Source organism: Streptomyces cyaneus (assembly GCF_004028635.1).
Classification (GTDB): Bacteria; Actinomycetota; Actinomycetes; order Streptomycetales; family Streptomycetaceae; genus Streptomyces; species Streptomyces cyaneus.
The window spans coordinates 541,535-557,125 of sequence record NZ_ML138678.1 but is presented as its reverse complement, the minus strand read 5'-3'; the positions used below and the strand labels follow the sequence as shown (position 1 = coordinate 557,125).

The window sequence follows — 15,591 nt, the reverse complement described above, 5'->3', positions numbered from 1 at the left end:
ATGTCGGCGTGATGCTTGCGGTCGTCGGTGGGTGCTGGTGGAGGCGGTGGGTGGCGGCCGCGTGCCTGGGCGGTGCCGTCCGGGCGGGGGAGGTTGGCAGTGGCTTTCCGGCTCCGGTGAGGGGTCGTGCTCGGGGCTGATCGGTGCCGGCCGGGGTGTGGGTTCGTGGTGGGGGCTGTGCGTAAGGCGGTTAGTTCTGGTCTGCCGTATTCGTGCGGTGATGTCGGCGTGATGCTTGCGGGCGTCGGTGGCCGCGTGCCCGGGGCGGCCCGGGCGGAGGAGGGCAGCAGCGGCTTTTCGGCTCTGGGAGGGGCCGGGTTCCGAGCTGGTCGGTGGCGGGGCGGGTAAGGGTGGGCGAGGGGCTGTTTCGGGCGGCCGCGTTCTTGCGGCGATGTCGGGGCGGCCGTGTGAGCGGGCGTGACCGCGTAGGTGGTCAGCAGTGGCCCTCCGGCTCCGGTGCGGGGGCGGCGTACTCCGAGCTGATGCGGTACTCGCCGGGGGCCCTGGTCGTGAGGCGGGTGAATTCGCCCTGTTGGGTGAGGCAGGCGTCGCCGTCGGTGTGGAGCCAGGGGGAGTAGGCCACGCGGAGGGTTGTCGTTCCGGCGTTCGGCATGTGTACGACGATGTCGGCGCTGGACGTCGAGACGATGCTCGCCGGGGCGGTCACGAGGGGGACCGCGTTGCGGACGCGGTAGACCCGCCAGTGGGCGTCCTGCCACACCGGCTCCAGCCACTCGGGCCGTTGTTCGCGGATGAGCTGCGCCTCGACCTTGGCGTAGCCGTCGGGCCTGCCCAGGGGCAGCACGACGAAGCCGACGGCCCAGCGGTCCAGCCACGCCCGGTAGGTGGCGGGCGAGAAGGAGCCGTCGTAGAACAGGCGGGCCCGCTCCATGTCGAGCTGCCGGTTCCAGCCGCGGGCCATGTTGACGTGCGGGGCGAGCCCGCTGGCCTCGCGGTGGTTGCGGGCCGGGACGACCTCGACTCGGGTGCGGTCGGCGCCGAGGCGGTCCAGGGCGCGGACCACTCCGTGGGTCTCGGCGGCCCAGGCGGGCACCCGCGTGGAGACGTAGAGGTCGTCGCCGGTCTTCTTGCCGACCCAGGCGACGGAGAAGACGAGGGCGACGACGAGGAGGTTCCGGCGGAGCTTGTGCAGGCCGGGGTGGCGCCGGTGGACGCGGGGCAGGGCGAGCAACGCGGCGAGGATCGCGGCCGGCGCGAACAGCTCCGCGAACCGCTCGACGTTCGTGCCGATGGGCGAGGCGACGAGGTACGTCAGGACCGTCCCGGCCGCGTAGACGGCACCGCTCCAGCGGGCGATGCGCCAGGTGCGGGGGGCGAGGAAGGTGAGGGCGAGGCCCAGGAAGAACGGCGGCCATATTCGGCCCGCGAACATCAACTGCTCGCCCTTGAAGGGGAAGAGGAGGGTCGTCGCGCCGACGGTCACGGCGGGCGGGACGAGGAGGGCGAGGGCGCGGGCGTGTTCGCGGGTGGCGAGGAAGGCGGCGCCGACGACGGCGAGGAAGAGGCCCGCCACCGGGCTGGCCATGGTCGCGAGGGCGGCGTAGACGGCGGCGAGGACGATCCGCCGCTCACGGGTGAGCATCAGGCAGGCGGCGAGTCCGAAGGCGACGCCGAGGGCGAAGGTGGTGCGGCCGGAGGCCACGTTGCACCACAGGGCGAAGGCGGCGAGCAGGGCGGGGCCGACGGGTCTTCGGACGCCCTTGGCGCGGGTGATGAGGACCGCCGCGAGCCAGGTGGCGGCGAGCCCCGAGACGACGGTGACCGCGCGGACGCCCAGCGCGGCCATCAAGTACGGCGATATCAGGCTGTAGTTGGCGGTGTGCGTGCCGCCGTACCAGAAGAGGTTGTAGGCCGAACCGCCGTGCCGCTCCGCGAAGCCGGCCCAGGCGTACTGGGCTGCCAGGTCGCCGCCCCCGGTGGCGAGGAACGCCCACCAGAGCGCGTAGAGGGGGACGGTGGGGAGCGTGGCCTGGAGCGGGACTCGGTGGCGGTCCCAGAACGTGCGCAGCGGCTGATTCTGGGCAGGGGGCGCCGTCTGCGGGGCTGGGGCGCGGGTGAGTTGCTCGGCTTGGGCCACGTGAGCGTAGACGTGGAATTGGGGGGAAGCGTTCATCGGCGGGCGAAGACGGCGACGTCACTTCCGAACGCGCAGGCCAGCAGGCCGGTTCCGTTGATGGTGAGAGCGGTGCAGGGGCCGGGGACCTGGATGACCTCCACCGTGCTGAAGCTGTCGAGGTCCCAGACGCGGATCGTGCTGTCCCGGGAGGCGGTGACGGCGACCGGGCGGCCGTCCAGGACGGTGCACGCGACGTCGACCACGGCATCGGTATGGCCTGTCATCGGCGGCCCCAAGGGCAGCAGTCCCGTTTCCAGGTCCCACACCCGCACCGAGCCGTCACGCGAGCAGATCACCGCCACCGGGAGGTCGTCGAGCAGCGTGCAGGCGATGGCCCGGGTCCACAGGCCGCGTTCGGGCTCCCCGATGGGACGGCCGGTGGTCAGATCCCACATCCGCACCGTCCAGTCCTCCGCGCCGGTGACGGCGACCGGGCGGCCGTGCCGCAGGGTGCATGCCACCGCCCGCACCGGCGCCCTGTGCCGTCTGAGAGGCGGGTGGACGGCCCGGCCCGACGGGAGTTCCCACACCCACACCGCTTCGAGGGTGCCGCCGACGACGACGGGGCGGCCGTCCAGGACGGTGCACGCCAGCTGAGTCACGAAGTCCCCGGGGGTGGTGAGCGGCGGGCACGCGGCCTGGCCCGTTTCGAGGTCCCACACCCGCACCGTGTCGTCGAGACAACTCGTGACGGCGACCGGCCGGTCGCCGAGCAGCGTGCAGGCGACCGACCACACCTCGCTGGTGTGTTCGCCCATCGGTTCACCCACGGGCAGACCCGTGGCCAGGTCCCACACGCGCACCGTGCGGTCGTCGGCGCCCGTGACGACGACCGGTCTGTCCCGCAGTACGGCGAGGTCCATGGCCTGGACGTCCTTGGTGTGACCGAGCACCGGTCGGCCGACCGCCTGACGTGGGGACAGGTCCCAGACCCGGAGGGTGTCGTCGAAACAGCCGGTGACGGCGACGAGTTGTCCGCCCACCGATGCCGGCGCCAAGTGCACGGGATCCAACCGGCCTCCCAGCGGGGGCCCCACGAGCTCGTGGGATTTCAGGTCCCAGATCCGGAAGGTGGAGTCATAGGAGGCGGTGATCGCCACCGGTCGTCCGTGCAGCTCCGCACAGGCGACGGCCATCGCCCAGTCCTCGGGGCCGTGCCGCTGGGCCAGCAGCTCACCCGTCTCCAGATCCCACAGGCGCACCGTCTCGTCGTACGCGGATCCGACGGCGACCGGGCGGCCGTCCACCTCTGTGCACACCAGCGTCAGGACCCAGATCTCTCCGTCGCCCTGGAGCCGGCCCCGCTCGCGCAGCGTCGCCAGGTCCCACACCCGAAGTGAGTTGCCGGAGTCGGAGGTGACGGCGACCGGCTTCCCCCGTACGACCGCGCATGCCACCGAGCTCACGCCGCGGGCGTGTTCTCCCAGCTTGCCCAGGAACCGGCCGGTGGTGAGGTCCCACACGCGTACCGTCCTGTCACCGGACGCGGTGACGGCGATGGGGCCGTGGTCCAGTTCCGCGCAGGCCACGGCGGTCACGCCACTGGTGTGGCCGGTCAGTGGTTCTCCCAGGGGCCGGCAGGCGGTCAGGTCCCAGACGAGCACCGTCCCGTCCTCCGCCCCGGTGACGGCGATGGGGGCGCGGTCCAGTTCCGCGCAGGCCACGGCGCTCACGGCCTCGGTGTGCCCGGACAGCGGCTGTCCGAGGGGCCGGCCGGTGGTGAGGTCCCAGACGCGCACCGTCCCGTCGGCGGATCCGGCGACGACGACCGGACGGCCGTCCAGCACGGCAGTGGCCACGGCACCCCCACCGTCCGCGTCGCTGAGGAGGATGCTGTGCACGTTGGCCGAGACCTCCGATCCGGAGGCGGCGAACGGCCTCCACACCCGCCCGGCCACCTTGCCGTTGAGCTCCTCCAGGACGGACGGCACATTGCACCGGGCGGCGTCCACCGCGAGGACGCGGCGGCGGCCCTCCGGGCCCAGGTCGCGGTGGACCTTGACGGACGCGAGGTAGATCGCGGCATGGAGTCGCGCGGCGTCACTCCCGGCCCTCAGCAGGTGGACGGCGAGCGTGTCGCAGTTCGCGTGGACCAGGTAGTCGAGGTCGGCCACCAGATCGTCCAGCAGCCCGGCGTGGACCGCATGCGTCGCCAGATGCCGCAGCGCATACGGATGTGCCCGCCCCCAGTCCGGTGACCCGTCCAACTGGTACGGCACCGCCCGCCGCAGAGCCGCGGTGAACCCCCGGTGCACACTCCCCGCATCCTGCCCCTGCCGCAGGTACTCCGCCATCGCCTCGTGGTACAGCCGGTACACCGACCGCCCGTCCTCGACGGCCTCCACCACGTACGCCCCCGCATCCCGCCGCAGCTGGTGCAGGTCCTCGTTCGTGTACGGCCGCCCCGACAACCCCGAGGCGACCGGCGCCCAGATGTCCTCCCACGGCAGCCCCTGTCCCTCGGCGTACGCCAACGGCCGCAGCAGGTCCAGGATGCGCGCGGCGCCCGCACCGAACCGCTGGTGCAGGTCGCGGTGCACGGCGTCGGCCGCGGCACTCGGAAGTGACCTGCGCCAGCCGGCGTCCCCGGGGTCGGGCAGCGTGGGCGTCGCGGCCAGGGTGCCGGCCGTGATGCGGGCGACGAGGAAGGAGTGGCCGGCTGCCGCGGCCACCGCCTGCGCGACGGCGAACCGCAGACCGTTCCCGCAGTCCAGATACGGCGACTTGGGGTGGGCGTCGATCAAGTTGCGGACCGCGTAAGCCAGTACGGCCTGCGGATCGGCGTACCGGGGCGAGTCGAGGTCGACCTGGTCCTCCCGCTCCAGGCCCAGCGCGGCCAGGAGATGAGGTCGGGTGCCCAGGAGCAACCTCAAGCGGGCCCCCGCAAGCTCCATGAGCGGTCGCAGTACCTGGCCGCACAGCGCGTTCGGCGTGGCCGCCTCGTCCAGGCCGTCGATCAGCACCACCCGAGGTCGATCGGACTCAGGCCCGGCGTTGAGGTGGTTCAGCAGATCCGCCACGGTTTCCGCCTGCGGCAGCCGCAAGGCAGCCGCCAGCGCGTTCAGCACCTGCTGGTCGGTGAGGTTCTGGGCGTACACCGCCGTACGGATCGCCCTCGGGGCCGGCAACAGCTCCGCGCTCAACCCCAGGCTCGACAACGGCACCGTCCGCCGGTACTCCGGATCGCTCACGGCGGCCAACAGCCCCAGCACGGCCGTCTTCCCGGAACCGGGATCGCCGGTGACCACCAACGCGGGCCGATCGTCGGGCAGTTCACCGAGCCAGCCCGTGATGTCCGTCAGCGCCCGATGCCGACCCGAGAACCACCAGCCCACCCGGTCCTCGTCCCGGTGCCCCATCGCCCGCCGCAGCAACCGCGTCCGGAACTCCACGTCCCGCCGCTTGTCCTGCTCGTCCCACTCGGCGGCCCGTTGCAGGGCCAGGTCGGTGTGGGACAGCTGCCTGCTGTGCTTGGCGTTGGGCAGGAACGGCGGGATCTCGCCGGTCAGGCCGATGATCTCCAGGCCGATCCGCTGGTGGTCGGGGCGCTTGGGGTTGTTGCGCGTGGCGTTGACCACCGCGTCCAGGGCCAGCAGCTCGGGTGTGTATCCGGCGGTGGCGAGGCTGGTCACCGCCTCCGACAGCAGCTCGGGGAAGGCGCCGGTCCGGGCGAGTTCGTACGGCTGGGTCGACGTGATCACCGCCAGGCCCGCGTCCTGCTCACGCCAGTTGCTCTTCAACTTCGCCATCGCCGCGAGCAGTTCGTTGCCGCCCTGCCCGGAGTAGCAGGTGTCGAGCATCAGCAGCAGCCGCCGCACCTTCGTCCCGGCGAGGATCTTGCGGACCAGCAGGTCCGGCTGCAGCGCGTCGTGCAGGTCCTCGGGGCGGGTGTCCGAGGTGAGCAGGACGTACTCGTCCTCGGCGCGCAGGAGTTCACCGTGCGCGGTGAGGTACACGGCGACGATGTCGTCCGGCCGCCGCTCCGGCGAGCGACAGAATTCCCGGATCTCCCGCAGTAGTTGGTGCTGGGTCGGGTTCGCGCCCAGGTCGGACACGTGCTCGTAGCCGAGCTTGGTGGTGAACAGCTCCACGATCTCGCGGCGCGCTTCGACGAGGCCCGGCCGGTCCCACTCCGGCGCGTGCGGGTAGTGGCTGACCGCGGTCGCGATCAGAAAGCGCCGGGGGTCGCTCCCGCTCATGGCGTACCCAGCCCCTCGGCGACCGCATCGCCCGTTTCCTTCGCGGTGAGGTAGAGGGTGGCGTCGTGGGCGTGCGAACCGTTGTGGACGACCTTCCCCACCACTCCCATCCCCGCCACTCCCTTCCCCGTCACTCCCGTGCCGAAGAACAGCGACAGGTCCTTCACCGCCGCCACCACATCGCCCTCGTCGACGACGTTCGTCCACGTCGACGTGGAGGGCCAGCCGCCCGGTTCGGGTCGGAGCCGGTCGTACACCATCCGCATCCCCAGCGGCGAGCCCAGCGTCACCAGCGCCCGCACCTGGTGGCCGGGCCGTGCGCACAGCGCCTCGTACGCCACGACCGAGCCCAGCGAGTGCGCGACGACGACCCGGGTGTCCGGCCCGATCGCCTCCTCCACCCGACCCCGCGCCGCAGCCCTCAAGTCGTCGTCCGTCAGATAGCGACGCACCTGCTTCAGGTCGAACACGAGGGCCCGCAGGGAGATGTCGGCGAAGAAGCGGGAGTGCTGGAGTACCCGTAGTGCCGTCTGTACGGCCCTCGGTGAACGCGTCAGCGTGTCCGTCGCACCGGGCGGTGGTACCGCCGGATCGGTCCGGGCGGCCTCCGTCCACCACTCCAGCAGCAGCTCGGCCTCGAAGCCTTCGAAACCCTCGTCGTCGATGTCGTCGGCCGTGAACATCGGGTCCCCGATGGCCAGGGTGTGGCCCGGAGGGCGGAACAGGTCGCCGTAGAAGGCCATCCGCATCTCGCCCGGGCCCAGGCGTATGCCACCCGCCCGGTCGAGGCCGTCCGCGAGCGCCGGTTCCCAGTCCTTCAGGAGCGTGTTGCCGCCCAGCCGCTGCTTGCCCACCCCGTGCACACCGACGATTCGCGCCATCGCCCCGTCTGCCCCGTTCCCCCGAGCCGCGTAAGTCTTCCCACTTTAGACAGGCGGGGCGGGCGGCAGGGCGGGCAACGACCAAGCCGTCCGGACGCGTTGCAGCGTGGAGCGGGCCAGGGTGTCGGCGGTGCCGATCTCGCGTTGGGCTCGGGCGAGGGCGGAGAAGGGGCCCGGGTCGCTCTCGTCGGAGGCGTCGGTGAATCGCTCCAGAGTGAGAGCGTCCGTGAAGATTCTCTGCACCGTGTCCAGGTAGTAGGCGCGGTTGGCCAGCGTGGCGCCCATCCGGGCGCGGTCACCGCCGGCTCCGGCCTGCTGGTGGATCAGATCCCCCAGTTCGGCGAGGCCGCCGTCGGCGACCACATCCCGGCGAAAGAGCTGCGCGAGTTGGGCATGCTCGTCCGAGCCGCCGGCGGCGTTGGCGATGCGGTCGACTTCGCGTTCCACCAGTTTGCCGGTCAGGTAGGTGAGCGAGCGCGGCTGGTCCTGCGATACGTAGGCGATGGCCGCGCGGGCCGTCCGCAGGAGGTCGCGCGGCATGCCGCCGGACAGACAGTAGAACAGTGCCGCGAAGGGAATCGGCAGCCTCGTCACCCGACGGGCCAGCAGGCGCTCGGCGCGCTTCTGATCGAGGGGCTCGACCCGGACGACCTCGTCGATCGCGCTGTCGAACGCGTCCCGTCGGCCGACCGGCGCCAACTCGGCGTCCCGCAGCGCCTCGTCGGAAACCGACAGCACGAACAGGCAATTCGGTATGTCGAACACGGCCTTGAGCTCGTTCAGGAAGGTGTGCGCGGAGACAGCCGGCTCGATCCGGTCGAGTTCGTCGATACCGATCACCAGACGCCGTGGCTTCTTCTCCTTGCGCAGCTCCAGTGCCGTCGCGCCGAGGAATTTCTTCAGGGCGTCCACGATCTCGGGATACGTCTGTGGCTGCTCGGCGAGCGACGACGCCCTCTTCGCCGACAGATTCCAGCTTCGCCATCCGGCACTGAGAGCCGCCTCGTCCGACTGGGTCTGCAGATAGCGAATCGAGCGTTTGTGCCGCTCGGCCTCCTGCGCCGTGCCGAGACCTTCCTTGATCACGAGGTCGCACAGCTTGTAGAAGAGGTGGAGCATGAACTCCCGCCGGTCGAAGAGGACCGGTACCGGTTCGACGAGGCTCAACTTCCCCTTGTCGACCTTGCAGAAGTTCCGCAGCAGCTGCGTCTTGCCCACCCCGCGTGGGCCCGACAGAGCAATGCTTCCGCTCTCCATGCCCGCGCTGATCATGGCCAGTTGACGGTCCGCCCGCGTCGCCACATGCTCACGGTCGGCGCGAAGCTGCCTCAGCCCCGGGGCGTCACTGATGGCGAGTACCGTGGAGAACAAGCGCCCGGCGCGCTGACTGATCAGTTCCCGTACGAAGCTCAACAGGGCCTGCTTTACGGCCTCCCTCCATTCATCCTTGGCTTGCGCTTCCGCCTGCTTCCGTTCCCGTGTATCGAGCACGGCGATCAAGTAGGAGAGGGAAAGCGACTCCCTGGACGCGGCCGAGGCGAGTCTTCGCAGTGACAGCGGCGGAAGGGCGGCCAGCACCAGCGCCCCCAGGATGAACCATTCCCAGCTGTGTGCGGCGTCCTCCGGCAAGGGTCGGTTGTGCTGGAGCTGCCAGGCGATGTGCGCCGGGTAGACGCCTATCAAGACCGCGCAGAACGGTGTCAAGAGGAAGTACGGGATCCCCAGGCTGAAGAGCAGTTGACGCCCCTTCGCCACGGGTACGCCTGCCCGCGCGTCGCGCGACAGAAGGTAGTAGACCCACCAGAGCACGAAGGCCACCGCTGCGGCGAGCCCGAAGAAGGCCAAGAAGCCCGCGAGCGTCTCACCCGCGATGGACCAGACAGAAACAGGACGGCCATCGGCCAGAGCGTCCTTCAGCACATTGCTCCAGCCGGCTGTCACCGCCGCCGTGAGCAGCATCAGCAGCGGGAGAGCGCCGGCCGCCACCAACCCCCGACGCAGCCAAAACTCCAGGCGAGCCCGGGTGACAGCGTGCTGGTATGCCGTCTGCGCTTCCTGGGTCCGCCCCAGAATGGCGTCACGCTCGGCTTGCGCCTCGGACTCGCTGACGTCCCCGAATTCGGGGTCCTTCAGCACGTCCTTCACCACGTCGTCGAACAGTTGCCCTGGTCTCAGCATCGACACGCTCAGATGCTTCCGCACCAGCACTCGAACCACACCGCCTTGCCCCCTCCCGACACGGGATCCACACCCCACTTGTCGGCCACCGAGTCCAGGAGAAGCAGCCCGCGCCCACCCTCCGCCCCCAGCGACAACTCGGCGGACACCACCGGGAGTTGACGGCACCCATCGGTCACCTCCACCCGTACCGCCCCCTCCTGCCGCAGGATCACCACCTCACAGCGCCGGTCCGGAACATGCCGTACGACATTGGCGACCAGCTCGGTCACGCCCAGCTCCACGGCGTCGGCCAGTTCATGCATCGCCCACTCGTCGAGCAGCGAGCGGGCGATGGCGCGGATGTGCCGGGCCGAGTGTGCGCCGACGGTGAGGCGGAGTCGGTACTGGGCACGGAAGGGGGCCAGGGGAGTGGGGGGAATGTATCGGTTCACGGTACGAGCGTGACCTCGCGCAACTACTTTGGGCTACGGAACAGATACAACGGGTCCCGAAGTGGGCCGAGTTGCGTGAGAGGGGTTCTGCGTGACCCACATCAACACCCTTGACCCGGGCGCCTCGCCCCTCGACTACTACGGCTTCGAGCTACGCCGCTACCGTGAGGCCGCGGGTCTGACGCAGAAGCAGCTCGGGGACATCGTCTACTGCACGGGCTCGCTGGTCGGCCAGATCGAGACGGCCCGAAAGCTGCCGACGCTGCCCTTCAGTGAGCGGGTGGACATCGCGCTGGGGACGGGCGGCTCGCTGTCCCGGCTGCATGAGCTGGTGATGCGTAGTCAACTTCCGGCCTGGTTTCAGCAGGTGGCGGAGTTGGAGGCGCGGGCGACAGAGATCTGCACCTTCCAGATGGGCATGGTGCACGGTTTGCTCCAGACCCCCGAGTACGCGCGTGCCGTACTCGGCCTGCTGGACGACACGGACCTCGACGACCGCACCGCTGTACGACTCGCTCGCCAGCGCATCTTCGAGAAGGGGAAGTCACCGGTCCTCTGGGCGATTCTCAGCGAAGCCGCCCTGCACCAGGAGATTGGCGGTCGCGAGACGATGCGCGGCCAACTTGCCCACCTGTTGTCGTTCGAGCGCAATCCTCGGATCAACATCCAGGTGCTGCCGTTCTCGGCCGGAGCGCACGCGGGGCTGACAGGCTCATTCAACCTCTACCGCTTCGAGAGCGATCCGGACATCGTCTATATGGAGGGCTACGGGAGCGGGCATCCAACCGCCAACCCGGACACCGTCAAGGACTGCTCGCTCCGTTACGATCATCTTCAGGCCGCCTCCCTCTCCCTCAGGGATTCGGCGGAGCTGATCCGACGCGTGATGGAGGAACGCTATGGAGAGCAACGCGATCCCGATGGGGACTCGGTGGCGTAAGTCCAGCTACAGCAGCGACCAAGGCGGCCAGTGCGTCGAATGCGCGCCGCTCGGGGCCCTGGCCTGGCGTAAGTCTTCGTACAGCAGTGACCAGGGTGGCGATTGCGTCGAGATAGCCGAAACCCCTCACACCACCATCGCCATCCGCGACTCCAAGAACCCGGCGGGACCGACCCTCACCCTCGACCCCGCCGCGTTCACCACCTTCGTGACCTGGACCTCGGCTACAGCCGCTGAATAATCGTGCCGGTGGCCAACCCACCCCCCGCACACATCGTCACCAGCGCGAACTCCTTGTCCGCCCGCTCCAGTTCATGAAGTGCGGTCGTGATCAGCCGGGCCCCGGTGGCCCCCACCGGGTGCCCGAGCGCGATCCCACCGCCGTTGACGTTGACCTTCTCCAGGTCCTGCTCGAAGACCTGCGCCCAGCTCAACACCACGGACGCGAACGCCTCGTTGATCTCGACGAGGTCGATGTCCTTCAACGACATTCCGGCCTTCCCCAGCACCGCCCGCGTCGCGTCGATCGGACCGTCGAGGTGGAAGTGCGGGTCGGCGCCGACCAAGGCCTGCGCCACGATCCGCGCCCGGGGTCGCAGCTTCAGGGCGCGAGCCATCCGCTTCGAGGCCCACATGATCGCCGCCGCACCGTCGCTGATCTGCGACGAGTTGCCCGCCGTATGAATGGCTGTCGGCATGACCGGCTTCAGGCCGGCCAGCGCCTCCATGGACGTGTCGCGCAGGCCCTCGTCCTTGTCGACCAGTCGCCACATGCCCTGCCCGGCGCGCTGCTCCTCCTCGGTCGTCGGGACCTGGACGGCGAACGTCTCCCGCTTGAACCGCTCCTCGGCCCAGGCGGCGGCGGCCCGTTCCTGGGAGAGCAGGCCCAGTGAGTCGACGTTCTCCCGCGTCAGTCCCCGATGGCGGGCGATCCGTTCCGCCGCCTCGAACTGGTTGGGCAGGTCGACGTTCCACTCGTCCGGGAACGGCTTCCCGGGCCCGTGCTTGGACCCCGACCCCAGCGGCACCCGTGACATCGCCTCGACGCCGCAGCTGATCCCGACGTCGATGACACCCGCCGCGATCATGTTGGCCGTCATGTGCGACGCCTGCTGCGAGGACCCGCACTGGCAGTCGACCGTCGTCGCCGCCGTCTCGTACGGCAGGCCCATGGTCAGCCAGGCCGTGCGCGCGGGGTTCATGGACTGTTCGCCGGCGTGGGTCACCGTGCCGCCGACGATCTGCTCGACGGCGTCGGCGGGGATGCCCGTGCGGCCCAGGAGTTCGCGGTACGTCTCGCCCAGGAGATAGGCGGGGTGGAGGTTGGCGAGCGCGCCGCCGCGCTTGCCGATGGGGGTGCGTACGGCTTCGACGATCACGGGTTCGGCAGCCATGGGTGCGGATCCTCTCCGAGGGCTCTGCGGAACTAGTACGCGTTCTAGTTCTGCGTTGCAGTTTGCTGACGGAGGTTCAATGCCCGCAAGGGTCGTGCGGACATTGGGGGGTTCATGGCTATTGCCTGTTGTAGAACTCGTTACTACCGTCACGGGGACCCTCGTAGCTGATGGACCGTCAGGAGCTTCCGATGCCCTGTCCCGCGCTTCCCGACGGGTTCGACTTCACCGACCCCGATGTGCTGCACCACCGCGTCCCCCTCCCGGAGTTCGCCGAGCTGCGCCGCGCCGAACCGGTCCGCTGGATCCCGCAGGCCGGCAACGTGGCCGGGTTCCAGGACGAGGGCTATTGGGCGGTGACCCGGCACGCGGACGTCAAGTACGTCTCGACGCACCCGGAGTTGTTCTCGTCCACCCTCAACACCGCGATCATCCGCTTCAACGAGCACATAGAGCGCGATGCCATCGACGCCCAGCGGCTGATCCTGCTGAACATGGACCCGCCCGAGCACACCCGGGTCCGCCAGATCGTCCAGCGCGTCTTCACCCCGCGCGCCATCCGCGCCCTGGAGGAGCGCCTGCGGAATCGGGCGCGGACCATCGCCGCGAACGCCCGCGCCCACCCCGGCCCCTTCGACTTCGTCACCGAGGTCGCCTGCGAACTGCCCCTCCAGGCCATCGCCGAGCTCATCGGCATCCCGCAGGACGACCGGGCCAAGATCTTCGACTGGTCCAACAGGATGATCGCGTACGACGATCCCGAGTACGCCATCACGGAGGAGGTCGGGCAGGAGTCGGCCACCGAACTCATCGCGTACGCGATGAACATGGCCGCCGACCGGAAGGAGTGCCCGGCGAAGGACATCGTCACGACGCTCGTGTCGGCGGAAGACGAAGGCAATCTCCGCTCGGACGAGTTCGGGTTCTTCGTGCTGATGCTGGCCGTGGCCGGCAACGAGACCACCCGCAACGCCATCACCCACGGCATGCACGCCTTCCTCACCCACCCCGAGCAGTGGGAGCTGTACAAGAGGGAGCGTCCCGCGACGGCGGCGGAGGAGATCGTGCGCTGGGCCGCTCCGGTGGCCTCCTTCCAGCGCACGGCGACGCAGGACACGGAGCTGGGCGGCAAGCAGATCAAGAAGGGCGACCGGGTTGGCCTCTTCTACGCCTCCGCCAACCACGACCCCGAGGTCTTCGCCGATCCCGACATCTTCGACATCACGCGTGACCCCAATCCCCACCTCGGCTTCGGCGGTGGCGGCCCGCACTACTGCCTCGGCAAGTCCCTGGCGGTCCTGGAGATCGACCTCATCTTCAACGCCGTGGCCGACGCCCTGCCCGACCTACGGCTGGTCGGCGACCCCCGCCGGCTGCGCTCCGCGTGGATCAACGGTGTGAAGGAACTCCGGGTCAGCACCGGCTGACCCGTCCCGAGGGAGGCAGGAGCACCCCTTTTCCCTACGCCCCGTTCCTGCCTCCCCCGAGACGACACGTTCACTTGCGCCACGGCCGTGGCGCAGGGGTGCCCCCTTATACCAGCAGCCTGCGGGGAGGGGGGTCTTGATCTGGCCGATCACCCGACGGGCGGCTGAGCCCCCGTCAGGACTGGCCGTCGGCCGGAGCAAGCGCTTCCGCCTCAGCCGCCCTTGAGGCATGTGCCCGATGCGCGCCCTGCTCAGATCCGTGTTACTTCCGGATGCGGCCGATTGCTCTTCGGAGCAGAAAGGCCGAAAGTCGCGCCTGAAGCCGGAGTCGACAGCTTCGGGAACCGGCGGCTATTGAATCTCGTTCCCCCCTTAACTTATCGTCGCAGAGACGTAAGATCATCTGCGCTCATGAGCGCACGAGATTGACCATCGTTACCTAAGCGTTGGTCGTCTCAAGTTCATCTTCGTGTTTTGCCGTGAGGCACATGCCTCGTGGACGGGGGAGGGGGATTTTCAGGTGCTGTTTTGGCGATGTTGACCGTCTCTTAGCCGTTTCTTGGCGCAGCCCTCTCACGTCCGTGGACACTCCGGACGATTCTGTAACGCTCCGAGCCCATGACCAGGGCTGTCCGGGGCGTAGTCGTCTGCGGTGAAGTCTGTTTTCCCCTTGGGAATTTCCTCAGCGGAAAGGAATACACGCATGCGCATTACCGACATCGAGATCACCCCGATCGCGGTCCAGGACCCGCCGCTGCTCAACTCGGAGGGCGTTCACCAGACCCATGCCCTGCGGTCCATCATCAAGGTGACCACGTCGAACGGGCTGGTCGGCTGGGGTGAGACCTACGGCGACGATGTCATGCTCCACTGGTTGCGCGCAGTCGCGCCGCGCCTCGACGGTGTCGACGTATTCGATCTGAATCACATCGAGTCGATCGTGGACGACGAACTGCTCACGAATGCGGACTCGATCACCACGGACCTCCCGGCCGGCGCCGGCTATCCCATGGCGAACGCGGCCTCGGTGAAGACCAGGGCCGCAGTCTTCTCGGCCTTCGAAGTTCCCTGTCTCGACCTCCAGGGCAAGTCCCTCGGGCGGCCGGTCTCGGATCTCCTGGGCGGACGGCGCCGCGACCGCGTCGAATACAGCGCGTATCTCTTCTACAAGTGGGCGGAACACCCGCAGAAGCCGTACCCGGCCGACTCCTGGGGTGAGGTACTCACCCCCGAGGCCATGGTCGAAGAGTGCCGCAGGATGGTGTCGGAATACGGCTTCCAGTCCATCAAGCTGAAGGGCGGCGTCCTTCCGCCGGCGCAGGAGATCGAAACCGTACGAGCACTGCGTGCGGAGTTTCCCGACCTGCCGGTGCGAATTGACCCGAACGCGGCATGGACGGCCGACGTGGCCATCGCGGTCGGCCAGCACTTGGACGGCGAACTCGAATACCTCGAGGACCCGGTGTCCGGCACGCGCGCCATGGCCGAGGTCGCCCGCAGGGTGTCGATGCCCCTGGCCACCAACATGTGCGTCACCTCCTTCCCCGACATCCCGGAAGCGGTGCGGGAGGGCGCCCCGCAGGTGATCCTCTCGGACCACCACTTCTGGGGAGGGCTGCGCAAGTCCGTCGAGCTCGACCAGCTCTGCGCGACCTTCGGCCTCAAGCTCTCGATGCACTCCAACACGCACCTGGGCATCAGCCTGGCCGCGATGACGCACTTCGGCGCGGTGGCCCGCTCGCTCGCCTACTCCTGCGACACGCACACGCCGTGGCAGACCGAGAACATCATCGTTCCCAGCGAGGAACTGACCTTCAAGAACGGCAGCGTGGCCGTCCCGACCGGTCCCGGACTCGGTGTCGAGGTCGACGAGGACGCGGTCGCCGCACTGCACGAACAGTGGCGCACCTGCGGGGTCCGCACCCGCGACGACGTCTCTCCCATGCGGGCCGTCGACCCGGCCTGGACCGGCGATGTGCCGAGGTTCTTCACGCTCTGATC

General features: G+C 69.3%; 10 protein-coding genes. 4 read left to right on the top strand and 6 right to left on the bottom strand.

Features of this window, described 5'->3' with window-relative positions; genetic code table 11:
* Window positions 1-433: 433 nt before the first annotated feature.
* Genes EHO50_RS02470 through EHO50_RS02450 form a run of 5 tightly spaced genes read right to left on the bottom strand, consistent with a single transcriptional unit; the run spans window position 434 to window position 9,829 of the window.
* Window positions 434-2,098, bottom strand: a complete 1,665-nt coding sequence (locus tag EHO50_RS02470) for a hypothetical protein (RefSeq protein ID WP_425472113.1) — start codon at window positions 2,096-2,098, stop codon at window positions 434-436.
* Between the two features lie 32 nt (window positions 2,099-2,130).
* A complete protein-coding gene (locus EHO50_RS02465) occupies window positions 2,131-6,336 on the bottom strand; it encodes an AAA family ATPase (RefSeq protein ID WP_128428119.1) in 4,206 nt (1,401 codons plus the stop codon).
* Window positions 6,333-7,217, bottom strand: a complete 885-nt coding sequence (locus EHO50_RS02460; RefSeq protein WP_181449536.1) for a hypothetical protein — start codon at window positions 7,215-7,217, stop codon at window positions 6,333-6,335. The genes EHO50_RS02465 and EHO50_RS02460 overlap by 4 nt, the downstream gene beginning before the upstream one ends.
* 45 nt (window positions 7,218-7,262) lie before the next feature.
* The gene (locus tag EHO50_RS02455; protein ID WP_246101045.1) at window positions 7,263-9,395 is read right to left on the bottom strand and encodes a P-loop NTPase fold protein; all 2,133 of its coding nucleotides are present in this window, start codon (window positions 9,393-9,395) and stop codon (window positions 7,263-7,265) included.
* Window positions 9,396-9,403: 8 nt separating this feature from the next.
* Entirely contained in the window at window positions 9,404-9,829 is a 426-nt protein-coding gene (locus tag EHO50_RS02450; protein WP_128428117.1) for an ATP-binding protein, read from the bottom strand.
* A 91-nt stretch (window positions 9,830-9,920) separates the two neighbouring features.
* Here EHO50_RS02450 and EHO50_RS02445 point away from each other — a divergent pair, with 91 nt between their 5' ends.
* Both EHO50_RS02445 and EHO50_RS02440 read left to right on the top strand, forming a co-directional pair.
* A complete protein-coding gene (locus EHO50_RS02445) occupies window positions 9,921-10,769 on the top strand; it encodes a helix-turn-helix domain-containing protein (RefSeq protein WP_128428116.1) in 849 nt (282 codons plus the stop codon).
* Window positions 10,729-11,010, top strand: coding sequence for a DUF397 domain-containing protein (locus EHO50_RS02440; protein ID WP_128428115.1), 282 nt, complete (start codon window positions 10,729-10,731; stop codon window positions 11,008-11,010). Before EHO50_RS02445 ends, EHO50_RS02440 begins: the two co-directional genes overlap by 41 nt.
* Here EHO50_RS02440 and EHO50_RS02435 read toward each other — a convergent pair.
* Window positions 10,994-12,163: a steroid 3-ketoacyl-CoA thiolase gene (locus tag EHO50_RS02435; protein ID WP_128428114.1), complete on the bottom strand. Its 1,170-nt coding sequence runs from the start codon at window positions 12,161-12,163 to the stop codon at window positions 10,994-10,996. The genes EHO50_RS02440 and EHO50_RS02435 overlap by 17 nt on opposite strands.
* Before the next feature lie 191 nt (window positions 12,164-12,354).
* On the opposite strand from EHO50_RS02435, the gene EHO50_RS02430 reads away from it, so the two are divergent.
* Together EHO50_RS02430 and EHO50_RS02425 are read left to right on the top strand one after the other, a co-directional pair.
* Window positions 12,355-13,590 carry a cytochrome P450 gene (locus EHO50_RS02430; RefSeq protein ID WP_128428113.1) on the top strand — a complete coding sequence of 412 codons (1,236 nt, stop codon included), beginning with the start codon at window positions 12,355-12,357 and terminating at the stop codon, window positions 13,588-13,590.
* A 703-nt stretch (window positions 13,591-14,293) separates the two neighbouring features.
* On the top strand, window positions 14,294-15,589 hold the full coding sequence (locus EHO50_RS02425) for a glucarate dehydratase family protein (RefSeq protein WP_128428112.1): 1,296 nt from the start codon (window positions 14,294-14,296) through the stop codon (window positions 15,587-15,589).
* Window positions 15,590-15,591 lie beyond the last annotated feature (2 nt).